The sequence below is a fragment of the Methylorubrum sp. GM97 genome (genome assembly GCF_024347855.1).
Taxonomy (GTDB): domain Bacteria; phylum Pseudomonadota; class Alphaproteobacteria; order Rhizobiales; family Beijerinckiaceae; genus Methylobacterium; species Methylobacterium extorquens.
In genome coordinates this window covers 3732571-3755668 of sequence record NZ_AP025942.1, presented here as the reverse complement: position 1 = coordinate 3755668, position 23098 = coordinate 3732571, and the positions used below count along the sequence as shown (strand labels likewise).

The 23098-nt window shown below is 69.2% G+C and carries 21 protein-coding genes and 1 tRNA gene; 8 read left to right on the top strand and 14 right to left on the bottom strand.

Features of this window, described 5'->3' with window-relative positions; translation table 11 throughout:
- Positions 1 to 136: 136 nt before the first annotated feature.
- From MSPGM_RS17425 to MSPGM_RS17410, 4 genes are all read right to left on the bottom strand, one after another.
- Entirely contained in the window at positions 137 to 1414 is a 1278-nt protein-coding gene (locus MSPGM_RS17425) for a DegT/DnrJ/EryC1/StrS family aminotransferase (protein ID WP_003601352.1), read from the bottom strand.
- A gap of 279 nt (positions 1415 to 1693) precedes the next feature.
- Positions 1694 to 1768 (bottom strand) — tRNA-Gly (locus tag MSPGM_RS17420).
- Between the two features lie 104 nt (positions 1769 to 1872).
- Positions 1873 to 2349 (bottom strand): NUDIX domain-containing protein, encoded by a 477-nt coding sequence (locus MSPGM_RS17415; protein ID WP_190273130.1) that lies wholly within the window; start codon positions 2347 to 2349, stop codon positions 1873 to 1875.
- Between the two features lie 47 nt (positions 2350 to 2396).
- A complete protein-coding gene (locus tag MSPGM_RS17410) occupies positions 2397 to 3092 on the bottom strand; it encodes a fumarylacetoacetate hydrolase family protein (protein WP_003601354.1) in 696 nt (231 codons plus the stop codon).
- A 207-nt stretch (positions 3093 to 3299) separates the two neighbouring features.
- Here MSPGM_RS17410 and MSPGM_RS17405 point away from each other — a divergent pair, with 207 nt between their 5' ends.
- The 3 genes from MSPGM_RS17405 (at position 3300) to MSPGM_RS17395 (ending at position 6759) form a co-directional block, all read left to right on the top strand.
- The gene (locus tag MSPGM_RS17405) at positions 3300 to 4751 is read left to right on the top strand and encodes an FAD-binding oxidoreductase (RefSeq protein WP_003601355.1); all 1452 of its coding nucleotides are present in this window, start codon (positions 3300 to 3302) and stop codon (positions 4749 to 4751) included.
- A 377-nt stretch (positions 4752 to 5128) separates the two neighbouring features.
- The gene (locus MSPGM_RS17400; protein WP_003601356.1) at positions 5129 to 5422 is read left to right on the top strand and encodes a DUF2218 domain-containing protein; all 294 of its coding nucleotides are present in this window, start codon (positions 5129 to 5131) and stop codon (positions 5420 to 5422) included.
- Positions 5423 to 5499: 77 nt separating this feature from the next.
- On the top strand, positions 5500 to 6759 hold the full coding sequence (locus MSPGM_RS17395) for an aminopeptidase (RefSeq protein WP_003601357.1): 1260 nt from the start codon (positions 5500 to 5502) through the stop codon (positions 6757 to 6759).
- Positions 6760 to 6787: 28 nt separating this feature from the next.
- Here MSPGM_RS17395 and MSPGM_RS17390 read toward each other — a convergent pair whose 3' ends face one another.
- From MSPGM_RS17390 to MSPGM_RS17380, 3 genes are all read right to left on the bottom strand, one after another.
- Positions 6788 to 7762, bottom strand: a complete 975-nt coding sequence (locus tag MSPGM_RS17390; protein ID WP_012753335.1) for a lipid A biosynthesis lauroyl acyltransferase — start codon at positions 7760 to 7762, stop codon at positions 6788 to 6790.
- A 155-nt stretch (positions 7763 to 7917) separates the two neighbouring features.
- The gene (gene phbB, locus MSPGM_RS17385; RefSeq protein WP_003601361.1) at positions 7918 to 8646 is read right to left on the bottom strand and encodes an acetoacetyl-CoA reductase; all 729 of its coding nucleotides are present in this window, start codon (positions 8644 to 8646) and stop codon (positions 7918 to 7920) included.
- Between the two features lie 270 nt (positions 8647 to 8916).
- On the bottom strand, positions 8917 to 10101 hold the full coding sequence (locus MSPGM_RS17380) for an acetyl-CoA C-acetyltransferase (protein WP_003601364.1): 1185 nt from the start codon (positions 10099 to 10101) through the stop codon (positions 8917 to 8919).
- A gap of 325 nt (positions 10102 to 10426) precedes the next feature.
- On the opposite strand from MSPGM_RS17380, the gene phaR reads away from it, so the two are divergent.
- Positions 10427 to 11038 (top strand): polyhydroxyalkanoate synthesis repressor PhaR, encoded by a 612-nt coding sequence (gene phaR / locus MSPGM_RS17375; protein WP_003601366.1) that lies wholly within the window; start codon positions 10427 to 10429, stop codon positions 11036 to 11038.
- Between the two features lie 221 nt (positions 11039 to 11259).
- The gene (locus MSPGM_RS17370) at positions 11260 to 11508 is read left to right on the top strand and encodes a hypothetical protein (protein WP_003601368.1); all 249 of its coding nucleotides are present in this window, start codon (positions 11260 to 11262) and stop codon (positions 11506 to 11508) included.
- 82 nt (positions 11509 to 11590) lie between these two features.
- Here the strand turns inward: MSPGM_RS17370 and rpmF are convergent, their stop codons facing one another.
- From rpmF to MSPGM_RS17350, 4 genes are all read right to left on the bottom strand, one after another.
- Positions 11591 to 11779, bottom strand: a complete 189-nt coding sequence (rpmF, locus tag MSPGM_RS17365) for a 50S ribosomal protein L32 (RefSeq protein WP_003601373.1) — start codon at positions 11777 to 11779, stop codon at positions 11591 to 11593.
- A gap of 157 nt (positions 11780 to 11936) precedes the next feature.
- Positions 11937 to 12833, bottom strand: coding sequence for a transglycosylase SLT domain-containing protein (locus MSPGM_RS17360; RefSeq protein WP_012753334.1), 897 nt, complete (start codon positions 12831 to 12833; stop codon positions 11937 to 11939).
- Positions 12834 to 13080: 247 nt separating this feature from the next.
- Complete coding sequence (locus MSPGM_RS17355) at positions 13081 to 13884, bottom strand: Cof-type HAD-IIB family hydrolase (protein WP_003601730.1); 804 nt, start codon at positions 13882 to 13884, stop codon at positions 13081 to 13083.
- Positions 13885 to 13892: 8 nt separating this feature from the next.
- Complete coding sequence (locus tag MSPGM_RS17350; protein ID WP_003601728.1) at positions 13893 to 14435, bottom strand: gluconokinase; 543 nt, start codon at positions 14433 to 14435, stop codon at positions 13893 to 13895.
- A gap of 304 nt (positions 14436 to 14739) precedes the next feature.
- On the opposite strand from MSPGM_RS17350, the gene MSPGM_RS17345 reads away from it, so the two are divergent.
- Positions 14740 to 15906 carry a polysaccharide biosynthesis/export family protein gene (locus MSPGM_RS17345; RefSeq protein ID WP_003601726.1) on the top strand — a complete coding sequence of 389 codons (1167 nt, stop codon included), beginning with the start codon at positions 14740 to 14742 and terminating at the stop codon, positions 15904 to 15906.
- Positions 15903 to 16610 (top strand): phosphorylase, encoded by a 708-nt coding sequence (locus MSPGM_RS17340; RefSeq protein WP_012753333.1) that lies wholly within the window; start codon positions 15903 to 15905, stop codon positions 16608 to 16610. Before MSPGM_RS17345 ends, MSPGM_RS17340 begins: the two co-directional genes overlap by 4 nt.
- 194 nt (positions 16611 to 16804) lie before the next feature.
- On the opposite strand, the gene hpnH is transcribed toward MSPGM_RS17340, so the two are convergent.
- Complete coding sequence (hpnH, locus tag MSPGM_RS17335; RefSeq protein WP_003601722.1) at positions 16805 to 17968, bottom strand: adenosyl-hopene transferase HpnH; 1164 nt, start codon at positions 17966 to 17968, stop codon at positions 16805 to 16807.
- 747 nt (positions 17969 to 18715) lie between these two features.
- On the opposite strand from hpnH, the gene MSPGM_RS17330 reads away from it, so the two are divergent.
- Positions 18716 to 21364 (top strand): MMPL family transporter, encoded by a 2649-nt coding sequence (locus MSPGM_RS17330; protein WP_003601720.1) that lies wholly within the window; start codon positions 18716 to 18718, stop codon positions 21362 to 21364.
- Positions 21365 to 21498: 134 nt separating this feature from the next.
- Here MSPGM_RS17330 and MSPGM_RS17325 read toward each other — a convergent pair whose 3' ends face one another.
- Both MSPGM_RS17325 and hpnK read right to left on the bottom strand, forming a co-directional pair.
- Positions 21499 to 22002 carry a hypothetical protein gene (locus MSPGM_RS17325; RefSeq protein WP_003601716.1) on the bottom strand — a complete coding sequence of 168 codons (504 nt, stop codon included), beginning with the start codon at positions 22000 to 22002 and terminating at the stop codon, positions 21499 to 21501.
- A 243-nt stretch (positions 22003 to 22245) separates the two neighbouring features.
- Complete coding sequence (gene hpnK / locus MSPGM_RS17320; RefSeq protein ID WP_003601714.1) at positions 22246 to 23088, bottom strand: hopanoid biosynthesis-associated protein HpnK; 843 nt, start codon at positions 23086 to 23088, stop codon at positions 22246 to 22248.
- Positions 23089 to 23098: the final 10 nt, after the last annotated feature.

The following is a 23098-nucleotide window of genomic DNA, read 5'->3' as shown; positions in this document are numbered from 1 at the left end:
TGAAGCGAGCCGAGACGCAGCGGGTCCGGCCGGCGTCGCTTGCGCGCGCCTCCTTACCCCTGCGGATCACCGAGGCCGGAGAGACTTCGGACCCGACGGAGGTGCCGCCGAGTGATCGCGACCGTGGCGGGCATGGTCATGGCAGGGCGATCCGCCGGACGATCCGGGCCACGATGGCGGGATCGAGGTCGGGATAGATCGGCAGGCACAGCACCTGGTCTGCCGCCATGGCCGCCACGGGCAGATCCTCCCGCCGGGCGCTCGGCAGCGTCCGGTACATCGCGTGGTCGGAGATCAGGGGATAGAAGTAGCGCCGCGGATGGATGCCGTCGCGCTTGAGCGCGTCGTAGAGCGCGTCGCGCCCGATCGGATAATCGGGGCCGACCAAGATCGGGAAATAGGCGTAGTTGGCCGCGCCGTCCCCGGCGAAGTCCAGGCAGCGAATGCCGGGAATGCCCCGCAAACCCTGCCGGTAGGCCGCATCGATCGCCTGCCGCCGCGCCAGCACCGTGCCGATGTGCCGAAGCTGGACGAGGCCGAGCGCCGCATTCAGCTCGCTCATCTTCCCGTTCAGGCCCGTTTCGATCACCGACGTTTCGTCTTCGAAGCCGAAGTTCTTGAGCTTGTCGATCCGGTCCTTCATCGCCTCATCGGCGCAGACGATGGCGCCGCCCTCGAAGGTGTTGAACACCTTGGTGGCGTGGAAGCTCAGGACCGACAGGTCGCCGTGGTTCAGCACGCTTTGTCCGCGATGGCGCACGCCGAAGGCGTGGGCGGCGTCGTAGATCACCTTGAGCCCATGCCGGGCGGCGATGCCCGCGATCGCCTCGACGTCGCAGGGCTGGCCGTAGCAATGGACCGGCAGGATCGCGCTGGTGCGCGGGGTGATCGCGGCTTCGATCCGGGCGGGATCAAGGTTGAGGGTCACCGGGTCGATGTCGACGAAGACGGGGGTGAGCCCGCTCCAGAGCAGGGCGTGCGAGGTCGCGACGAAGGAATAGGGCGTCGTGATCACCTCGCCCGTGAGGTCGAGCGCCCGTAGGGCCATGATCAGCGCGGTTGTCGCGTTGTTGAACAGGGCGACCTGCGGCACGCCGAGATGGTCGCTCAGGCGTGCTTCCAGCTCCTGGTGGAACGGGCCGCCATTGGTCAGGATCCGCGTCTGCCAGATCTGCCGCAGCAGCGGCTCGAACTCTTCGAACGGCGGCAGGAACGGTCGGGTGACGTAGATCGGATCGGCCGCGCCCTCTGTCTCCGAGGCTGCCTGAGGAATGATCTGTGGGGCGGTGTCGAGGGTCCGTGCGAATTCCTGCTCTAGCCGGCGCAGGGTCGCCTGCACGGGAAGCTCGCCCCGAGCAGCGGGCGACAGGAGGCTGTCCGCCTCGGGTGTCGGATCAAGCGGCGCAGCTCGCATCGACCCCGCGCCTCCCCATGGCGCGGAAGGCGTCAGCGACCGCTCCGGTCAAGCGGCCCGAAGCCCAGTGTGTCGCGGCCGTGGCGAGGGAACGCTCGACCGCGCGCGTTCTACGATGTTCGAGCATGCCCGGCCTTCCTGCGCCAGCCGGATGTTAGGAATTGTTTGGCTAACAGATCGTTAACGCTGCGGCTGCGGCTGCGTCATACGACAGGCCCGAAACGACGAAAGCCGCCTTGCGGCGGCTTTTCGTAGGTCGGTCAGTTCTTTTGAGGAAACTGGAGCGGGCGAAGGGATTCGAACCCTCGACCCCAACCTTGGCAAGGTTGTGCTCTACCCCTGAGCTACACCCGCTCTCTTGTCCGTCCGTCCGGCGCCGTGGGCGCGTCCGTCGGTGGCGCTGGTAAACACTATCCCGGCCGGGGATGCAAGCGCCAAGGTCGATTTTTTTGCGCGGCTCACCAAAGCTCGGCCGGAGGCTGGCTGCCGCGGATCTCGTCGAGACGGGCGCGGGTGGCGCGGGTGGTGTCGGCCGGTAGGGCATCGAGGGGGAAGAAGCCGGCCTCGGCGATCTCGCGGTCCGGTCGCTTCGGGCCCGTCACCGTGAAGGCCGGGACGATGTAGACGGCGATGTGGTCGCGTCGCTGCGCGCCGGGGTTCAGGAAGAAGCCGTGCAACTGCAGCGGGGCATCCGGCGACACCACGATCTCGGCTTCTTCCCGGAACTCGCGGGCCATCGCGGTGGGGCCGCTCTCGCCCGGATCGATTCCGCCACCCGGCAGGTGCCAGCCGGCGACATAGGTATGGCGCACGAGGCAGACCCGCCCCTGCCCGTCGATGGCGACGCCGCGGACGCCCAGCGTCATGCCGCGCGTGAACAATGCGACCCGCAGGGACAAGCGGTGGAGCCAGGGGCGGTCGAGATTCGGGATCATGCCCGCCTTGTAGACGCAGGCGCTTCGCCCGTCGCGCCCCGGCTCGCTCACACGACCCTGAGCGCGATCGCGCCCACGCCCTCGATCCGCGCGCTCATGGTCTGGCCGCGTTGCACCGCCCCGACGCCCGAGGGCGTGCCGGTGAGGATCAGGTCGCCGGGATGCAGCTCGAAATAGGTCGAGAGCAGCGCGACCTGCTCCGGCACCGACCAGATCATCTCGGAAAGGTCGCCCCGCTGGCGCTCGGCGCCATCGACGGCCAGCGTGATCGCGCCGGAGCGAGGATGGCCGATGACACCCGCCGGCCGCAGGGCGCCGATGGGGGCGGAGAAATCCGCCGCCTTGCCGAGCTCCCAAGGCCGAGCCTGCCGCTTGGCCTCGTCCTGAAGGTCGCGCCGGGTCATGTCGAGGCCGACCGCGTAGCCGTAGACATGGGGCCCGGCGGTCTCCACCGGGATGTCGCGCCCGCCCCGGCCGAGGGCGGCCACCAGCTCCACCTCGAAATGGTAGTTTTCGGTGCGGGGCGGATAGGGATGCTCGACCGTCACGCCCTCGGGCACGATCTGGACTGTGTCGGCCGGCTTGAGGAAGAAGAAGGGCGGGTCGCGCTCGTCGGCGCCCATCTCGCGGGCATGGGCCCGGTAGTTGCGGCCCACGCAATAGACCCGGCGCACGGGAAACAGGTCGGAACTGCCGTGGATCAGCAGCGCCGTGCGCGGCGGGTTCGGAATCACGGACAGCATGGCGCCTCAAGCCTCGTCTTCGGTGGGACGGAAAACACGGTCGGATCGGGCGGCGATCCGCTGCAAAGGGAAAACCCGCAAGCGCCCGGTGTGTGCCATTTCCCGGGATCCCCGTTCCGCCATCCTCGGCCCTCGGTGCAAATGCCGTTCCCCCGGCCTATCTGAGGAAGGCGACGCTTCGTTCGTCCCCGCCTCCGCCCTCCATCGATGACCGCACCCCTCTCCCACGATCGCCTGCTGGCCACGCTCTCCGAGCGGCTCGGCCTTCGGCACGTGCGCACCGATCCGGCCGATCTCGCGCCGCATCTCGTCGAGTCGCGCGGGCTCTACCGCGGCCATGCGCTGGCCGTCGTGGCGCCGGGCACGACCGAGGACGTCGCCTTCACCGTGCGAACCTGCGCCGAGGCACGGGTGCCGGTGGTGGCGCAGGGTGGCAATACCGGCCTCGTCGGCGGCGGCGTGCCCTTCGGCGGGATCGTGCTGTCGCTCAACCGCCTCGACCGGCTGCGCGCGATCGATCCCCTTGGCGCCAGCATGACGGTGGAAGCCGGCATGATCCTCGCCGACGTCCAGGCCGCGGCCGACGCGGCGGGGATGCTGTTCCCGCTCTCCTGGGCGGCGGAGGGCACGGCGCGGATCGGCGGCGGCCTCGCCACCAATGCCGGGGGCCTGGCGGTGCTGGCCTACGGCAATGCCCGCGACCTCGTGCTCGGGCTCGAAGTCGTGCTCGCCGACGGACAGATCTGGAACGGGCTCAAGGCGCTGCGCAAGAACAATGCGGGCTACGACCTCAAACACCTGTTCGTCGGCTCGGAAGGCACGCTCGGCATCATCACCGCCGCGACCCTGAAGCTGTACCCCAAGCCCCTCTCCACCTGCGTCGGCTTCGTCGGCCTCGCCTCGGCGCGGTCAGCGCTCGCCCTGTTCGCGCGGCTCCGGGCCGGCGCCGACCGGGGGCTGACGGCCTTCGAGTACATGCCCCGCTTCGGGCTTGAGATGGTGCTGAGACACGGCATCGACGTGCGTCCGCCGCTCTCCGGCTCCCATGCCGCCTACGCCCTGGTGGAGCTGTCCTCGCCCCGGCCCGGCTCCGACACCCGCGCCGAGATGGAAGCCTTGCTCGCCGAGGCGATGGAGGCGGGAGAGGTGGAGGATGCGGTGATCGGCGGCAGCGCGGCGCAGGACGCCGCCCTGTGGCGCCTGCGCGAGTTGCTGCCCGAGGTGCAGAAGGCGGAGGGCGGCTCGATCAAGCACGACGTCTCGCTGCCGCTCTCGCGCCTCGCCGACTTCCTGGACGAGGCGAGTGCCGCCTGCGAGGCGGCGATGCCGGGCCTGCGCCCCTGCCCGTTCGGGCATTTCGGCGACGGCAACATCCACTTCAATCTGACCCAGCCGGTCGGCATGGAGAAGGCGGAGTTCCTGAGCCAGTGGGGCCGCTTCAACGCCATCGTTCACGGCATCGTCGAGCGCATGGACGGCTCGATCGCCGCCGAGCACGGCATCGGCTTGATCAAGCGCGACGAACTCGCCCGCACCGCCGACCCCGTCGGCCTCGACTTGATGCGGCGGTTGAAGGCCGCCCTCGACCCGCACGATGGGCTCAATCCGGGCAAGGTGGTGGCCCTCTCGGACGATCCGCCGCCGGCTCTCCCGGTCTGAAAGCGAGTGTGATGGGGCGCACGCGGGAACGCGCGCCGGCCTCCGCGGGTTGTTGTGCAACGCACAAGATGGCTGCATGATCCGGGTCACAGGGCCGGGAATCAGCCTTGCGCGCAACCGGAATGATGCCCGGATGATGAGATCGTTAACCCTTGCGACCCGACAATCGCCCTCTACCGGCACCGGTGGCGGAGCGATCCGCCTCGGTTTCGTCGCATGACGATTTTAGGCGCTCGTTCCACATACCGCAGTGCGGTGCGCTTCCCCTGGAAGGTGACGCGCTGCAGCGACGGGCGATGGAGCGAGTCATCCGGCTTGCATCCTGGGGCACGCGTTCCGAGCCGTCCCGTCCGCACCGACTTTGAAGGAGACCATTGATGCCCGTTTCACAGGCCCGGGTGCCGACCGCGGAAGCCAGTCGCTACCTGAAGCAGCTCTGCCGCCACTGGAGCCATAAGTTCCCGGTCGAAGAGAGCGGCGACAAGGGTCGGGTTCCGTTCGGCGAGGATCGGATCTGCACCTTCGAGGCCAGCCCCGACGCCCTGGTCATGCAGGTGGCCACGCCCGACCCGGCCGGCCTAACACGGCTGGAGAATGTGGTCTCCGACCACCTCCTGCGCTTTGCCTTCCGCGAAAATCTGGGTGACATCACGTGGTCGCGCGCGGCCTGAGCCGCGGATCGGTCTGACGGGATCGGTTCCGGGCCGGGAAGACGGCGCGCGGCGTGACAGCCTGGAGAACCCCTTCCATGAGCCAGACGCCGGGCACGGCCGCCCTCCCCTTCACCGAGCGCCTCGACCGGCTGGCGGAAGTCGCCGTGCGGGTCGGCCTCGGGCTGAAAGCGGGCCAGGAACTGGTGATGACGGCGCCGCTCGAAGCGGTGCCGCTGGCCCGCGCCATCACCGAGCAGGCCTACAAGGCCGGCGCTTCGCTGGTCACCACCTTCTACGCGGACGACGCCGCAACGCTCGCCCGCTTCACCCACGCGCCCGATGAGGCGTTCGACCGGGCCGCCGGCTGGCTCTATGCCGGCATGGCCGACGCCTACCGGAGCGGAGCAGCCCGGCTCGCCATCTCGGGCGACGACCCGTCCCTGCTGGCGGGTCAGGACCCGTCCAAGGTCGCCCGCGCCAACCGTTCGCGCTCACAGGCCTACGTGCCGGCGCTGGAACTGATCGCCGGCTTCTCCACCAACTGGACCATCGTCTCGGCCGCGACCAAGCCCTGGGCGCGCACGGTCTTCCCCGACCTGCCCGAGGACGAGGCGGTCGCGCGCCTGTGGGACGCGGTCTTTTCCGCCTCGCGCATCGACGGGCCCGACCCCGTCGCGGCCTGGGGCACGCATAATCGCGATCTCGCCCGCCGCACCGAGCGGCTCAATGGCGCCCGCTTCTCCGCCCTGCGCTTCCGCGGCCCCGGCACGGACCTGACCGTGGGACTCGCCGATGATCACGAATGGTGCGGCGGCGCCACGACGGCCAAGAACGGCATCGTCTGCAACGCCAACATCCCGACCGAGGAGGTGTTCACCACGCCCCACCGGGCGCGGGTGGAGGGCTACGTCGCCAGCACCAAGCCGCTCTCCTACCAGGGCACCCTGATCGACGACATCCGCGTGCGCTTCGCCGAGGGGCGCATCGTCGAGGCGAACGCGCGCACCGGCAGCGACGTGCTCGCCAAGGTGCTCGACACCGACGAGGGCGCCGCCCGCCTCGGCGAGGTGGCTCTGGTGCCCGCCTCCTCGGCGATCTCGGCCTCGGGCCTGTTGTTCTACAACACGCTCTACGACGAGAACGCCGCGAGCCACATTGCCCTGGGGCAGGCCTACTCGAAGTGCTTCCGCAACGGCGGCGACGGTCTGAGCGAGTCGGATCTCGCCGAGCGCGGCGCCAACCGCAGCCTGATCCATATCGACTGGATGATCGGCTCGGCCGAGATCGACGTGGACGGGATCACCGCATCCGGCGAGGCTTTGCCGGTGATGCGCCGCGGTGAGTGGGCCGACTGATTTCTTGTGAATCCGCCGTCCGCCGGGATCAGGTGCTCTGCGCTTCCCCGGCGGGCTGCACCGGAAGCGTTCCCTTCGGCAGCATCTTGGGCCGCCAGCGGCGGTGCATCCACAGCCACTGGCCGGGATGCTCGCGCACCCATCCCTCGATCACGCGCGTCATCGCCTGCATCGCGCCCTGAACCTCGATCAGCCCGTCCGGGCCGCGGGGCAGATCGAGCGGCGGCGTCAGTTCGAGCAGGAAGCGCCCGCCGCCCTTGCGCACCACCCGCGCGCCGTGGACCGGGCAGTCGTGGTGCCGGGCGAGCTTGCCGAGCAGCGGGTTGACCAGCACCGGCCGGCCGAAGAACGTCACCACGACACCGCGGGTGAAGTGCTGGTCGATGAGCTGGCCGAGATGGCCGCCGCGCTCCACCACGCCCTGCATCGCGAAGACGGCGCCGGGGCCGGAGGCGGCAAGCCCTCCCATGGTCTTGCGGCGGACTTCCTGCACGAGCTGGGCGGCGGCCGGATTGTTCGGCGGGCGGAACACCGCGGTGGTCTCGAGCCCGAACTTCTCCGCGCAGATCGCGGGCAGTTCCCAGTTGGCGAGGTGGGCTGAGAAGATCAGCCCCGGCTGGCCGTCGTCGCGGATCGCGAAGAATTGCTCGAGCCCGCGCACTTCCATGCGCTGGGTCGCGAGGTTCTCCGGGTCGTAATCGAAGATCGTGTCGAGATGGGCGTATTCGGCGCCGGTGCGCCCGAGATTGTCCCATGCCTCCAGCGCGATCGCCCGCAATCGCCGCTCGTCCTCCTTCGGATAGGCCGCGCGGAGGTTGTCCATCGCCGTGCGGTGCGAGGGCAGGAACGGGCCGATGAGGCGAACGAGCCGGCCGCCGGCCGCACTCGCCCGGTCGGTGCCGAGCATCCGCGCGAGCAGGAACACCGCTCGGATCAGCGGGATGGTCGCGAAGCCGGCCAGCCGAGGCAGGTTCCGCCGCAGGATCAGCGCAAGGCGCAGCACAGCCGGTTCATCGAAGGAGCGATCGGGGGAGGTTCGGAAGGCGGCATAAAGTATATTTTTCGGGCAGGCGAGCACGTTGCTCGGGAAACGGCGAAGGCCGCCGGCCCGTCGAGCGGACCGGCGGCCTTCGGAAGGCGCGGCGCGAGAGCCTTAGATCAGACGAAGTGCTGACCGCCGTTGATGGTGAGGGTCGAGCCGTTAACGAAGCCGGCCTCGTCGCTGGCGAGGTACTCGACCGCGTGGGCGATCTCGTCGGCCTCACCGAGGCGGCCGGTCGGGATCGTCGAGATGATCTTGTTACGGATGTCTTCCGGCACCGCCATCACCATCTCGGTGGCGATGTAGCCGGGGGCCACCACGTTCACGGTGACGCCCTTCGAGGCGCTCTCCTGCGCCAGCGCCTTGGCGAAGCCGATCACGCCGGCCTTGGCCGCGGAGTAGTTGGTCTGGCCGGCCTGGCCCTTCTGGCCGTTGATCGACGAGATGATGATGATGCGCCCGAAATTGCGCGAGCGCATTCCCTCGATCAGCGGACGGGTGCAGGTGAACATCGAGTCGAGGTTGGTGCGGATCACCGCCTGCCACTTCTCGAAGGTCATCTTGTGGAAGGCGCCGTCGCGGGTGATGCCGGCGTTGTTCACGAGGATGTCGATCGGACCGAGTTCGGCCTCGATCGCCTTGATGCCGGCCTCGCAGCTCGCGAGATCACCGACGTCGAACTTGAACACCGGGATGCCGGTCTCGGCCTTGAAGGCGTTGGCCGCCTCGTCGTTTCCGCCGTAATTGGCGGCGACCTTGTAACCCTTGTCCTTCAGGCGCTTGGAGATCGCGGCGCCGATGCCGCGCGTTCCGCCCGTGACGAGGGCGACGCGTTCCTGAGCCATAGTTTCCTCCGTGATCCCGTATCGGGTTGTTGTTAAGACGGTTCGCGAAATACCCGCTAGGCGTGCGGCGGACAGGGCAACGATCCTGTCACCGCCTTCGCGGGAGCGGGGCGCCGCGCGTCATCCCCGCCTGTGTATCCGGGCGACCGCGAGCCCGCATCGCATTTAAATTTCACAAACCCTCAAGCTGATTTCGTCAAATTCAGCTTGAGTTTTGGTGTGGGAAGGGCGCCGCGCGCCCTTCCCCGCGCCCTTCCCGAAGCCGGTCGCTCAGACCCGCTCGACACACATGGCGACACCCATGCCGCCGCCGATGCAGAGCGTGGCGAGGCCCTTCTTAGCGTCGCGGCGCTTCAGCTCGTGCAACAGGGTGATGAGAACGCGGGCGCCGGAGGCACCGATCGGGTGGCCGATGGCGATGGCGCCGCCATTGACGTTCACCTTCTCGTCGTCCCAGCCCATGTCCTTGTTCACGGCCAGCGCCTGGGCGGCGAAAGCCTCGTTCGCCTCGATCAGGTCGAGGTCGGCGGGCTTCCAGCCGGCCTTCTCCAGGGCCTTGCGCGAGGCCGGGATCGGGCCCGTGCCCATCACCTTGGGATCGACGCCCGCGGTCGCCCAGGACACGATCCGGGCGAGCGGCGTGATGCCCCGGCGCTCGGCCTCGGAGGCCGACATCAGCACCAGCGCGGCGGCGCCGTCGTTGAGGCCTGAGGCGTTGGCCGCGGTCACGGTGCCGTCCTTGGCGAAGGCGGGCTTGAGCTTGGCCATCGCCTCGACGGTGGCGCCGTCACGGATGTACTCGTCGGTGTCGACGACCGTGTCGCCCTTGCGGCCCTTCACGGTGACGGGGACGATCTCTTCCTTGAAGCGGCCTTCCTTGCGGGCGGCCTCGGCCTTGTTCTGCGAGCGGACCGCGAACTGGTCCTGCTGTTCGCGGGTGAGCTGGAAGGCCTGGGCGACGTTCTCGGCGGTCTGGCCCATGTGGTAGCCGTTGAAGGCGTCCCACAGGCCGTCCTTGATCATGGTGTCGACGAGCTTGAGATCGCCCATCTTCTGGCCGCCGCGCAGATACTGGGCGTGCGGGCTGAGCGACATCGATTCCTGGCCGCCGGCCACGATCACCTTGGCGTCGCCGTTGGCGATCTGCTGCATGCCGACCGCGACGGTGCGCAGGCCCGAGCCGCAGACCTGATTGAGGCCCCAGGCGGTCGCCTTCTCGGGGATGCCCGCGGCGATGGCGGCCTGACGGGCCGGGTTCTGCCCGGCGGCAGCGGTGAGCACCTGGCCGAAGATCACCTCGTCCACGTCGTCCGGCGAAACGCCTGCGCGCTCCAGTGCGGCCTTGATCGCCGTGGCGCCGAGTTCGTGGGCCGGCACGGAACCGAAGGCACCGGCGAACGATCCGACGGGCGTACGCGCCGCACCGACAATGACGATATCTTCACTGGCTGCCATCGTGACGTTCTCCTCATTCGGCGGCGCGATATTTGGTAGACCAGAATGTCTGGCGCGCGACCTGCCGTTCACCGGATGAAGAGCGCACACCTCGCGAAGTCAAGCGTGCTTACGGACAACATGGGCGGAACGTCGCATAGACGACCGCGCTCGCATGCGCCGGATTCTACGGGGACAGGGATAAATTGCTGTTTTCGCCGCGCCGCGAAAGCCTTAAGGTTGGTTCCGACGAATGTAGAGCCCGGCCTGCGCAGGCGGGCAGCCGATCATGTCGGAGCGTTGAGCTTTGCGCAGACTCATGAGCGAAGCGGGAGGTGTCGCAACGATGGCCGAGAACGGCAGGGCGCATCAGACCGTCATCAAGAAGTACGCCAATCGCCGGCTCTATCACACCGGCACCTCCACCTACGTCACGCTCGAAGACCTCGCGACGATGGTGCAGAACGGCGAAGACTTCATCGTCTACGACGCACGCTCGGGCGACGACATCACCCGCTCGGTGCTGACGCAGATCATCTTCGAGCAGGAGAACAAGGCCGGCGACGACAATCTGCTGCCGGTGGCCTTCCTGCGGCAGCTGATCCGCTTCTACGGCGACAGCATGCGCACAATGGTGCCGAGCTTCCTCGAATTCTCCATGGCCAACTTCGCCAAGGATCAGGATGGCCTTCGCGAGAAGATGGCCCAGAGCTTCGGCCCCTCCGCCTTCCAGCAGGCGCTGCAGGAGCAGGTGCGGGCCAACATGACCTTCTTCGGCGATGCGATGAAGATGTTCACCGGCGGCTTCGGCCCCGGCGGACCGCCGCCGGGAACGATACCCGCCGCGCCCCCCGCCTCGGCTCCCACGCCCGCCGTCAGCGGCCCGGCCGACCTCGACGAGTTGAAGAAGCAGATGGCCGAGATGCAGGCCCGCCTCGAATCGCTGGCGCGCAAGTAGGGCCTCGTCCCGAAGGACGATTGCCGCGCGTCCGGCCGGACGACGTCGGCGAGAGGGCGAACCCGCGCCCTCTTTTACGCCCAGAGCATCATCTTTTTCCGAAAGCCGGCAGCCACCGTTCGGGATGATGCTCCGGCAGCGCGAGACAGATCGTTAAGATCCGGTTAACGTCGGCCCCGGCTTTGCACGAGAACGCGTGCGAGGCCGGAGGTTTGACGCGAATGGACCGTTTCGAGACCGATTGTGCCGATCAGGACCATGTCGTCCGTCCGGACTCGTCCTCGCGCGCCCTCGTTGCCGAAACGCCCAGCGACGCCGGTCCCCGCATCCGGGGGCGCCGCCCGATGGCGGGCTTTCTGACCCAACTGATCGTCAGCGCCGACCCAGCCTTGCGTCCCGCACGCCTCGAACGCACGAAGGCCGCAACCGCGCTCTACGCGCGGAATGCGGCCTTCGCAAAACGGGCCTGACGGCCGGTTCTTCACATCGCTGGCAGGACACCCGCTGCGCCGCCGCAGCCCGAGAAGGGCGGTCGGCGCTTAGGCGGTCGCCTTACGCCTCGGCGGACTTCACCTTCAGAACCTGACGGCCGCGGTACATGCCGGTCTTCAGGTCGATGTGGTGCGGACGGCGCAGTTCGCCCGAGTCCTTGTCCTCGACATAGGTCGGGGCCTTGAGGGCGTCGGCGGAGCGGCGCATGCCGCGGCGGGAGGGGGAGGTCTTTCGCTTCGGAACGGCCATGGGAGTGTACCTCAGGCAAAAAGGGCGCCCAAGGCATCCTCATGTCTGAGGATCGCCGATGGCACCGCGTTGAGTAACGGAGATTCGAGGCGGGCTGTATAACCGCAGGAACGGCGACTGGCTAGAGTGCCGATTTCTCTATGGACAGGCCATCGCCTCAGGGCGTGACCGGAGCGGCCGAGGCCTCCCGGATCGGGGCGGGTTCGGCGGGCTTGCGCGCCGCGATGGCGATCGTCGGACGCGGGATCGCCGCGAGCACGGTCTCGGAGGGGCGGCGCGGCGGCAGCGGCACCTCGACGGCGTCCGCGGCGGCCATCGCCTGCACTGCCGCAGCCTGCGGGGCGGCGGCTTGCTGGGGAGCGGCCTGCGCCGGGATCTGGGCCTGCGGCTGTGCAGCGCTGGGCTGCGCGAGGCTCGCCACCTGCACGGGCTCGGCGGAGAGTGCGGTCGGGCGGCGCGGCGGCAGCGGCACCTCGACGGCGTCGGTCGGGCCGGGGCCCGGCGCGGCGTAGGCCAGCGCCTGCTGGGCACCCACGGCGGGCGTGCTGCCGCGCAGGGCGAACATGCCGTCGAAGCCGTTCGCGGACCGGGCATTCGCACCGGCGGGCGGCGTGGCGGTGGCGACGGTCGTCGTGCCCGCGTCATCCGGCGGGGTGGCGTCGATGCCGAGGCGCTTGGCGGCGTAGTAGTAGCCGCGATTGTAGTAGCGGTAGGCCTGCTCCAGGTCGCCCTTGGCGGCGCGGTAGGCGCCGGCGAGATAGGCGATGCCGTATTTCAGGTTGATCTCGGGATTGTAGAGCCCGGCCGCGTCGCCGGTATAGCCGAGGCCGCGGGCGGTGGCGTGCTTGATCTGCATCAGGCCGAGCGCCGAGCCGCCCTTGGCGCGGGCGTTGTAGTTGCTCTCCCGCTTGACGACGCGATGGACGAACGCCTCGGGCACCTTGTTGGCCCGGGCCTGCTCGGCGATCAGCGCATCGATGTTGTCCCGTGCCGCCTCCTGGGCGAAGGCCGACGCCGGGGCGGCGGCAAGAAGGGCGGCGAGGACAAGACGCATGGGGGACCCGGTCGTTTTCGGTGCCGCGCTCCATCTCCCGTTGGCCGGCGCCCGGCTCTCGAGAGAGGGCGGGTGCCGCGGGAGCCGGGCGAGGGTCACTCGTTACGGCTCAGTTTGTTTCTCCTGGGTCGGGGCCAAATGAGGCGGGAACGTGGAGTCCGGGCAAATCCCTGCGGATGCCGAGGCCCGTGGCGCCGGCCCTGTCGCAGATGGGGCACAGCCCTCCGCCCGGCGGCGGGTGCCGATTTCAGGCGTCGCCGAACACGAACCGGTTGATCGCGCGGGCGAAACCGTCCTCGTTGTTGCCTGAGGTCACCGCGGAGGCCGCCTGCCGGACCGCGGGGGCGGCGTTGCCCATGGCGATCGACAATCCGCTCTCCCGGAACAGGGCGATGTCGTTGGCCGCATCGCCCAGCGTGGCGATTCGCTGCCGCGGGATGCCGAGCTGCCGGCCGAGATCGGCGACGAAGCTGCCCTTGTCGATGCCGGGCGGCGTCACGTCGAGGTAGTAGGGCTGCGAGCAATGCACGGCGGCCCGCCCCTCCAGCTCCGCCGCGAGCGCCTCTTCCAGCCGCGCGAGCCCGGCATGATCGCGGCTCACGCCGACGATCTTGGCCGCCCGGCCGAGCAGCGGCGACAGGTCCGGCACGACGCTCGGCTCCGTCTGCAAGGTGCGGCGCTCAAGGTCGGTATAGGGGGCTTGGTCGTCGCGCAGGTTCCAGGCGCCGTCCGCGAACACCCAGAGGTCGATCCCGGCCGCGTCGAGGCGCGCGGCCGCCTCGCGGGCGACCGATTCGGGGATCAGCCGCTCCGAGATCGGCCGGAGGTCGGGCGCACAGACGGTGCTGCCGTTGAAGGCGCCCAGCGGCAGCCGCAGGTCGAGCGCCTCGGCGAGATGGCGCAGGCCGACCGGCGGGCGGCTGGAGGCCAGGGTGAAGCCGATCCCGGCAGAGCCGAGCCGCCGCACCGCCTCGATCGCAGCCGGCGTGAGCCGCTTGTCGTCGGTGACGAGCGTTCCGTCGACGTCTGAGACGACGAGGGCGATGGCCATGCTCTCTCCTATGCGCAGATGTCGCCCGCGGGGATGTCGAGACGGGTGGCGACCGCCGCGACGATGGCGTCGGGCCCCTCCTCGATGCCGACGGTGATCGGGTCTTCCTCCGGGCCGGGTGGTTCGAGGGCGGCGAACTGGCTGTCGAGGAGCGAGGCCGGCATGAAATGGCCGTGCCGTGCCCGGATCCGATCCTGGATGACCGTCCGGCTCCCTTCGAGAAAGACGATGCGCACCCGCTGGGGATCGCCGATCAGGGCGCGGCGGTAGGCCCGCTTGAGGGCCGAGCAGGCGACCACGGCGTTCTCTCTGGCCGCGATTCGCGCGTCGATCCAGGCGCGGATGCGGCCAAGCCAGGGCTGACGCGCCGCGTCGTCGAGCGGGTGCCCGTCCCGCATCCGGGCAATGCTCTCGGGCGTGTGGAAATCGTCGCCGTCGGCGAAGGTCCAGCCGAGCCGCTCGGCCAGCAGCGCGGCCACCGTGCTCTTGCCGGAGCCCGAGACGCCCATCACCACGAGGACGGTCGGGGCGGAGGATCGGGGAACGGTCATCCAACGCCTTGAAAGAGCGATGTGGGCCTGCGCCGGACGCCCTGCCCCGTCGTGGATCGGGCGGCGCCGGCTTGGCCGGACGCAGACAGGTAGCGGACCTTAGCGCCAGGACCATCCTCCGCCCCTTCTCCGCCCTGCCTTCGATTCGATCGGGCCTCGCCTCCGATGAGGGTGGGATCAGTGTGGGCTGCGGGGAAAGGCGGCCCGGTTCGGTGCTCCCCGACCCGGTGTGGCGGCCTCGCCACGGACAGCCTGGCCTGTTTCGGCTACCCACCCCGATGAGAAAAACCGTCAGGCGGCCTGAATGCGCGCTCTAGCCATTGCTCTCCTCACCGCCACGGCGGTGTCGGGGTGCTCCATCCTGCCGGCCGCGGGGCCGACCACCTCGGCGATCGAGGGCGGCGCCGACGTCGCCACCGCCGAAGGCCTGTTTGCCCGCTACGAGATCATCGACATCACCCCCGCCCTCGTCGAGGCCCTGCGCACCCGCCCCCTCGACAGCCTCCTCGTCACCTTCGGTGACAGCCGCCCGGCGCTCGAACCGGTGATCGGCGTCGGCGACTACGTGTCGGTGCAGGTCTGGGAAGCCGGTTCCGGCGGCCTGTTCTCCGGCCCGCTCGTCTCCGACCGCTTCTCGGCCGGCTCGAAGTCCGCGATGATCCCCGAGCAGGTGGTCGGGCCCGATGGCGGCATCACCGTCCCCTATGCCGGTCGGATCAAGGTCGTCGGACGCCGCACCCAGGACGTTCAGGCGCTGATCGAGACCGAACTCGCCGGCAAGGCAATCCAGCCGCAGGTGCTCGTCTCCGTCACCAAACCGATCTCACAATCGGCCACCGTCACCGGCGAAGGCGCCATGGGCATGCGCGTGCCGCTGTCGGGCCGCGGCGACCGTCTGCTCGACGTCATCGCCCAGGCCGGGGGCGTGCGCACCCCGGTGGCCGAGACCTTCGTGCGGCTCTCGCGCGGCAACCGCACCGTCACCGTGCCGATGACCACGGTGGTCGCCAACCCGCGCGAGAACATCTTCGTACGGCCGAACGATACGCTGACCCTGGTGCGCGATCCGCAGACCTTCCTGGCCGTGGGTGCGCTCGGCAACACCACCGAGGTGCCGTTCACGGCGGACGGGCTGACGCTGTCGCAGGCGCTGGCACGCGCCTCCGGCCTGCGCGAGTTCCAGGCCGATCCGGCGGGCGTGTTCATCTTCCGCTACGAGCCGGCGGCGGTGGTGCGGCGGCTGCGGCCGAACTCGCCGCTGCTGGCCTCAGGGCAGGTGCCGGTGGTGTACCGGGTGAACCTGCGCGACGCGCAAGGCATGTTCCTGACCCAGAGCTTCCGCATGCGGAACCGCGACCTCGTCTACGTGTCGAGTTCGCCGTTCGCGGAGCTGGGCAAGGTGCTGGGCGTGTTCTCGACCGTGGCCTCGCCCATCGCGGCGGGCGCCTCGATCTACACCGTCACGCGGTGATCCAGGACCCGGTGGTGTCCGGCGCGGTGACGGGTGGAGCAATCCTCGCGGTCGCGGGATTGGCCCGCGAGGCCCGCATCGCCGCCGGGCCGGGCGTCGAGACGATCCAGGCCGGCGGCAACCCCGAGCGGTTGCGGGCCGCGCTCGACCGGCGGTCTCCCGGTGACCTGCGTGCGGTGGTCAGCTTCGGAATCGCCGGGGGGCTCGACCCCACCCTGCGGCCGGGCGACATCGTCATTGGCACGCATCTCGACGCGGACCAGCGGTTCCCCGCCGATCCCGAGCTTGCCCGCCGCCTGTCCGAGTGCCTGACCGATGCGCCGGATCGCGTCGTCGCGGGCGGCCTCGTGGGCTCCGCGGTCGCGGTCATGACCGTTGCCGATAAGGCGGCTTTGCATGCGCGCACCGGCGCCCTGGCCGTCGATATGGAATCGCATGTGGCCGCCGCCTACGCCGCCCGCCATGCCCTCCCCTTCGCGGCGATCCGGGTGGTTTGCGACCCCGCAGGACGCGCCCTGCCCGCCTTCGCGGCCTCGGCCCTGACGCCGGAGGGCGAACCGGACATTCGGGCGGTGCTCGGCGCGCTGCTGCGCGGCCGCGCCCGGATCGGCGAGATGATTCGGCTCGGCCGCGATTCCTCGGCGGCCTTCGCGGCGCTCGCCCGCTGCCGGGTCCGGCTCGGACCGGGTCTCGGGCTGCTATAAGATCGCCTCGCGAGGCGCCCGCCCTTCCCTCTTCCGCGACGGCCGTTCCGCGAGGGGCGCTCAGCCGCCACCATGGCTGCAGCGCGTCCGCTTTCCGTGAGGCGAGCGTTTTCCCGCGCGACGCCCTTGAAATGAAAAGACCCGCGCGGCCGGTGCCGCGCGGGTCTCTCATGGTAAGCGGTAAAGCGCGTCGCTCAGGCGGCGGTGCGCTTGCGGGCTTCCTGCTTGGTGTCGACGCCCGAGGCTTTGATCTCGGACAGCTTCTGGGCGACGTTGCGGGAGAACACGAACTCGGCCGGGCGCTGGTTCTCCAGGGAGATCTCCGGCGCCATGTCGCCCTCGGTCTTGATGCCGCGGATCGCGTGGATCAGCGGCTTCCACGGCTTCTTGACCGAATCGACCACCGAGGACGCCTCGTAGCCCGAGTGGACCATGCAGTCGGCGCACTTCTCGTAGTTGCCGGTGCCGTAGGAATCCCAGTCGGTCTCTTCCATCAGCTCCTTGAAGGTCGCCGCGTAGCCCTCGCCGAGCAGGTAGCAGGGCTTCTGCCAGCCGAACACGGTGCGGGTCGGGTTGCCCCACGGGGTGCAATGGTAGGTCTGGTTGCCGGCGAGGAAGTCGAGGAACAGGCCCGACTGCTGGAAGGTCCACTTCTCGCGGCCCTTCTCCTTGCCGTGCCGGAACACGCCGCGGAACAGGTCCTTGGTCGCCTTGCGGTTGAGGAAGTGCTTCTGGTCCGGCGCGCGCTCGTAGGCGTAGCCGGGGGAGACGGTGATGCCGTCGATGCCCATGCGGGTCACCGAATCGAAGAAGTCGGCGATCTTGTCCGGCGAGGAATTGTTGAAGAAGGTGCAGTTGATGGTGACGCGGAAGCCCATCTCCTTGGCCTTCGCGATGGCCGCCACCGCCTTGTCGTAGACGCCGCGCTGGCACACCGAGCCGTCGTGCATCTCCTTGTCGCCGTCGAGATGGATCGACCAGGTGAAGTAGGGGCTCGGCTTGTAGTCCTTGATCTTCTTCTCAAGGAGCAGCGCGTTGGTGCAGACGATCGCGAACTTCTTCTGCGCGATGATGCCCTGCACGATCTGCGGCAAATCCTTGTGGAGAAGCGGCTCGCCGCCGGCGATCACGACCACCGGTGCACCGCACTCGCGCACGGATTCGAGCGCCTCGTCCACCGGCAGGCGCTTGTTCAGGATCTCGTCGGGGTAATCGATCTTCCCGCAGCCGGCGCAAGCGAGATTGCAGCGGAACAGCGGCTCCATCATCATGACGAGCGGGTAGCGCTTCCGCCCCGTGATGTGCTGCTTGAGGATGTAACCGCCGATCTTCGCGACGTACCGTATGGGGATTCCCAAGACGCGGCTCCTTGGATGCGCGGGTTCCGGACTTAGCCGGGCTGCTTAGCGTGAGAAGGACAGAAGTTCCAGCGCATTAGGCTGGAACTGTTCCGAGAGGGCGCGCTTTGAGCGCGATTTCGAGAGAGTGTGTCGTGCCGGTCTCGCGGCCGAACTGCGGCTTCGGAGATGAAGCCGGTGGTCGCGCGATCCGAACCGGGAATGATCGTTTGATTTCCGCATTCTGCGGCAGATTTTTGACCGTTCCTCTGCACGGACAGGCCGCAAGGGGCGAAACGGGGCGAAACACGTTCACGATTTCTCGCACGATGTCCCGTGCGGCGTCCGCTACCCCGTCATGAAGCCGACATCGTTCGGAATGCTTGTGCGAAGCGATATCGTCGCGCAATCCGGTTGCAGTGCGCAATCGCACCGCCGCCGCCGGATCGCACCGGTTTGCCGGGCCGCGTTGCATTCCCCCGCTGGGACAAGTAGGTAGCGCGCCAACGACACGAATGATCGGCGTGGAGTCTTTATCGAGCTCTTCGCGCGGTCCGTGTTCGACGGGCAGGGTCCGCCGGCCGTCGGCGCCCCTCCCGGTTTCTCGCTCGCGAGGGCCACGTCCCGCGGGCCAAGACGAGGATCGATTCGGCGCGTCGCCGCCTGCTGAGGACGCCGCGTCCTGTGTCGCGGGGAGGACGGGACTTCGGCGTCCCGGCCCGTCGTCACGCGGGGACAGGCCGGATCGTTAGGCAGACAGGGTTTTACGTGATCGAACGTCTCGTCGCGTTTTCCGTCAGGCGCCGCTGGCTGGTACTGGTGGCTGCGGCGCTCCTCACGGTCGCGGGCGTGGGCGCGGCCGCGCACCTGTTCCGCATCAACACCGATGTCGAGCGGCTGATCGAGCCGAGCGTCTCCTGGCGCAAGGACGAGATCGCCTTCGAGAAGGCGTTCCCGCAGCGCACGAATCTCGTGGCCGCGGTGATCGACGGCGAGACGCCGGAGATCGCCGAGGAGGCCGCCGCACGCTTCGCCGAGGCGCTCAAGGCGCACCGCTCCGAGATCGAGACGGTGTACCGGCCCGACGGCGGCCCGTTCTTCGACCGCAACGGCCTCCTGCTGATGTCGCAGGAGGAGTTGGAGCAGACCACCCAGCGCCTGATCGAGCAGCAGGGCCTTCTCGGGCCGCTGGCCGCCGACCCGTCGCTGCGCGGCGTGATGCGGGTGCTCTCCCTCGGCGTGAAGGGCGTGAAGAGCGGCGACGCCAAGCTCGAAGACCTCGCCCAGCCGATGGAGCAGATCGACGGGACCCTGCGCAAGGTGCTCGACGGGCAGCGCGCCCGCATGTCGTGGCAGACCCTGCTCGCGGGCGGGCGCAGCGAGACCACGGACACCCGCAAGTTCGTGATGATCCAGCCGGTGCTCGACTACAACGCGCTGGAGCCGGGCCGCGAGGCGACCAAGCTGATCCGGCGCCTGGCCGCCGAGCAGAACATCGACGCGGCGCACGGCCTGCGCATCCGCCTGACCGGGCCGGTGGCGGTGGCCGACGACGAGTTCGCGACGCTCGCCGACGACGCCTTCCTCAACTACTCGCTGACGACCGCCGCCATCGTCCTGTTCCTGTGGCTGGCTTTGCGCTCCGGGCCCCTCGTGATCTCGGTCCTGATCACGACCTTCGCGGGTCTTGTGGTGACGGCCGCGCTCGGGCTCATCATGGTGGGCGAGCTGAACCCGATCTCGGTGGCCTTCGCCGCCCTGTTCGTCGGGCTCGGCATCGATTTCGGCATCCAGTTCGCCGTCCGCTACCGGGCCGACCGCTACGAACTCGGCAGCGTCGATGCGGCGTTGCGCGGTGCGGCGCGCGGCGTCGGCTGGTCGCTGACGCTCGCGGCGGTGTCGCTGCTGGCCGGCTTCTTCGCCTTCCTGCCCACGCAGTTCCGCGGCGTGTCCGAACTCGGCCTCATTGCCGGCGTCGGCATGATCGTAGCCTACCTGTTCTCGCTCACCCTGCTCCCGGCCCTGATCGCGGTGTTCAACCCGCGCGGCGAGAAGCGGGCGGTCGAGACGACGTGGATGGCGGGCGTCGACCACTGGATCATCGAGCACCGCAAGTGGGTGCTGATCTTCGTCGGCGTGATCACCGTTGCCGGCATCCCGCTGCTCCTGAAGCTGCCCTTCGATTCCAACCCGATGCATCTTCGCAGTCCGAAGGTGGAATCGATCGCGACCTATCTCGACCTGATCAAGGACCCGGCCACCAGCCCGAACTCGATCGATGTGCTGGCTCCGAACGTCGATGCGGTCCCTGCCCTCTCCAAGCGCTTGGAGGGGCTCGACGCGGTCGCCAAGGTGATCTCGATCGACACCTTCGTGCCGCGCGACCAGGACCAGAAGCTCGCCACGATCCAGGAGACGGCGCAGCTCCTCGCCCCCGCCCTCAACCCGGCGCGCAAGCCGCCGCCGCCGACGGATGCCGAGAACGTCAAGGCGCTCAAGGAGACGGCCGCGGCGCTGAAGACCATCGCCAACGGTGATTCGGCCGGCGCCAAGGCCGCGGACCGCCTGTCGGGCACCCTCGACACCCTCGCCGCCGCCCCGGCGGAGAAGCGTGAGGCCGCCAGCGTCGCGCTGACCACCGATCTGAAGACCCTGATGAGCCGCCTGTCCGGGCTGCTCGATCCGAAGAAGATCGCCCTCGACAACCTGCCCAAGCCGCTGAAGGCCGAGTGGGTGACGAGCGACGGCCGCGCCCGCATCGAGGTCCACCCGAAGGGCGACTCGAACGACGACGAGGTGCTGCGCCGCTTCGCCAAGGAGGTGCAGACGGTCGATCCCCACGCCACGGGCGCGCCGATCGCCACCACCGAGTCGAGCTACACCATCCTCGGTGCCTTCGTGCAGGCGGGTCTGACGGCGCTCGCGCTGATCTTCATCCTGCTCTCGGTCGCGCTGCGCAAACCGTGGGACGTGGCGATGACGCTCGGCCCGCTGGTGCTCGCGACCCTGTGGACGCTGATGGCGCTCAAGGTCATCGGCATGCCGTTGAACTTCGCCAACATCATCGCCCTGCCGCTGATGCTAGCAGTCGGTGTGGCCTTCCACATCTACTACGTGATCGCGTGGCGCGCCGGTGTCGTCGACATGCTGGCCTCCAGCCTAACGCGGGCGATCTTCTTCTCGGCGCTGACTACGGGCACCGCCTTCGGTTCGCTGATGCTGTCGAGCCATCCCGGCACCGCCAGCATGGGTGAACTGCTCGCGCTGTCGCTGTTCTTCACGCTGATCGCGGCCTTCTTCGTGGTCCCGGCCTTCCTCGGGCCGCCGCCGAAGCAGCCGGATGCCGAGCGCCCCGAGGGCAAGGAAACCGGTCGCCCGCCGGGTACGGTCGCCCGCGAGCACGCGACGGTGAAGTAGCCGGACCCGTCCGGTTGGCGGTTCGGCGTCATGCCAAATCCGTTTGATCCCTTCGGGATGGCGGATTTGGGCTTCGCTCAAGCGCCGCGCGGGCTGACCGATACGGTTCCCGCTTTGATCAAGCGGAAACCGTATCAGTCGCCCGCCAACCGGGCCTGGATCGCCTCGAGGATCCAGGCCTCGCGGGTCTTGCCCGCCTTGGCGGCGGCGGCATCGATTTGAAGCGACAAAGCCGGCTTGACCGGTAGGCTCAGGATGAACGCGGTCTCGCCCTCGTTCGGGCCGGGGGGATCGTAGACGAGGCTCGTCAGCGCGGAGGCAAAGCGCCGGACCGCCTCGCGCTGGCGGTCGAGCGTCAGGCTCTCGTCCCGGGCGACGAGCGGGCAGTACGCGGCGACCGCGCGATCGACGATGACCGTGCGCGGCACGCCCTGGGCCCTGAGACGCTGTATGGCGGATGCCAGCGCCGTGCCCGCCTTCGTCTCGGGTTGCGGCGAGACGATCGCCTGGGTGAGGACGGCGTCGGCCTCCGGGTGCGGCGCTGACGGTGGGCCGCAATCCAGCCCGGCGGCCGAGGCGGCTGTGCCCGCCAAGCCCGCTGCGACGGCAAGGGAAACGAGGGCGGCGCGTCGTCTCATGGATCGGCGTTCCTCACGGCTTCGAAGCGGTTTTCGCGGGGCCATGCCGCGCGGTTCCGACCCCTGCCGAGGCGGCCGCATTTGCCCCGCTCCGCTAGGACGGTTCGGGGCAATCCGCCGGCTTCGGCTCTGGTCGGAGGATGCTCTCCAACACAGCGACCGGCGTTGATTTCGATCAGCGTGGAAGCACCGTCGCGCCTGAGTCGGTCCCCGTGAGCCGGGCCGGCTGCGCGCAGCGGCCGCCTATGGCAGGAAATCCGAGAAGCCGCCCAGGATCGCTCCGCTCTGCTCGGCGGCCTCCCGCGCCTGCGGCGCGATCAGCGCATCGCGCTCGGCGGCATATTGGTAGCCCGGAGCCTCGCCGGGGAAGCCGCCTGCGGTCGCCGGGTGGGTGTAGAGTTCGGTGAGCCCGTCCGGCAGGTGGCGCAGAAGGGCGGTGACGCGCTCCGGGGTCATCGCGCCGGACCAGGCGAGGCCGAGGGTCCGGGTCGGGATCAGCAGGCCCGCCTGCCGGGCGCGCACGGCGAGGAGCGCCGCCCACGGCGCCGTGTCGAGAGCGGGCTTGGCCTGGAAGCCAGGCTCCGCGCGCCGCAGCAGATCGCGCGGCTCGCGCGGCACCCGCAGTGCCCGCATGCCGTAATCGCGGCCGACCCGCAGCACCATGCCAGCGATGAGCGGGTGGATGTGGAAGTGCTTGTGCGCGTTGACGTGATCGAGCGGCAGGCCGGTCGCGCGAAACGCCTCGAACTGCGCCCGGATTTCGGCGGCGAGCTGCCGCCGGGCGCGCGCCTTGAGGGCAAGGTCGAGTCCGAGCCGCTCCATGTCGCGCCGCATCAGCCCTTGCGCGTCCGTCAGGTCAGGAAGCTCGGCGGGCGGCAGGGTCGGCCATGCCTCGACCAGCACGAGGTGCAGCCCGACCCGCAGGGACGGCGTGCGCCGCGCGCGAGCGACGGCGTCGGCGGCGCCGGGCGCGGAGACCATCAGGCTCGCGGCGGTGAGGATACCGTCGCGATGAGCCTGCTCGACAGCCTCGTTGACCTCACGGCTGAGGCCGAAATCGTCGGCGGTGACGACCAGACGCTTCAAGGGAGTTCTC

What these genes read in the sequence shown, in the direction of transcription:
- MSPGM_RS17380 (WP_003601364.1), bottom strand. Translation starts at nt 10,101, where the DNA reads ATGGCAGCCAGTGAAGATATCGTCATTGTCGGTGCGGCGCGTACGCCC.
- MSPGM_RS17405 (WP_003601355.1), top strand. Translation starts at nt 3,300, where the DNA reads ATGACCGCACCCCTCTCCCACGATCGCCTGCTGGCCACGCTCTCCGAG.
- rpmF (WP_003601373.1), bottom strand. Translation starts at nt 11,779, where the DNA reads ATGGCCGTTCCGAAGCGAAAGACCTCCCCCTCCCGCCGCGGCATGCGC.
- phaR (WP_003601366.1), top strand. Translation starts at nt 10,427, where the DNA reads ATGGCCGAGAACGGCAGGGCGCATCAGACCGTCATCAAGAAGTACGCC.
- MSPGM_RS17370 (WP_003601368.1), top strand. Translation starts at nt 11,260, where the DNA reads ATGGACCGTTTCGAGACCGATTGTGCCGATCAGGACCATGTCGTCCGT.
- MSPGM_RS17415 (WP_190273130.1), bottom strand. Translation starts at nt 2,349, where the DNA reads ATGATCCCGAATCTCGACCGCCCCTGGCTCCACCGCTTGTCCCTGCGG.
- phbB (WP_003601361.1), bottom strand. Translation starts at nt 8,646, where the DNA reads ATGGCTCAGGAACGCGTCGCCCTCGTCACGGGCGGAACGCGCGGCATC.
- MSPGM_RS17345 (WP_003601726.1), top strand. Translation starts at nt 14,740, where the DNA reads ATGCGCGCTCTAGCCATTGCTCTCCTCACCGCCACGGCGGTGTCGGGG.
- MSPGM_RS17395 (WP_003601357.1), top strand. Translation starts at nt 5,500, where the DNA reads ATGAGCCAGACGCCGGGCACGGCCGCCCTCCCCTTCACCGAGCGCCTC.
- MSPGM_RS17360 (WP_012753334.1), bottom strand. Translation starts at nt 12,833, where the DNA reads ATGCGTCTTGTCCTCGCCGCCCTTCTTGCCGCCGCCCCGGCGTCGGCC.
- MSPGM_RS17410 (WP_003601354.1), bottom strand. Translation starts at nt 3,092, where the DNA reads ATGCTGTCCGTGATTCCGAACCCGCCGCGCACGGCGCTGCTGATCCAC.
- MSPGM_RS17355 (WP_003601730.1), bottom strand. Translation starts at nt 13,884, where the DNA reads ATGGCCATCGCCCTCGTCGTCTCAGACGTCGACGGAACGCTCGTCACC.
- MSPGM_RS17425 (WP_003601352.1), bottom strand. Translation starts at nt 1,414, where the DNA reads ATGCGAGCTGCGCCGCTTGATCCGACACCCGAGGCGGACAGCCTCCTG.
- MSPGM_RS17325 (WP_003601716.1), bottom strand. Translation starts at nt 22,002, where the DNA reads ATGAGACGACGCGCCGCCCTCGTTTCCCTTGCCGTCGCAGCGGGCTTG.
- MSPGM_RS17400 (WP_003601356.1), top strand. Translation starts at nt 5,129, where the DNA reads ATGCCCGTTTCACAGGCCCGGGTGCCGACCGCGGAAGCCAGTCGCTAC.
- MSPGM_RS17350 (WP_003601728.1), bottom strand. Translation starts at nt 14,435, where the DNA reads ATGACCGTTCCCCGATCCTCCGCCCCGACCGTCCTCGTGGTGATGGGC.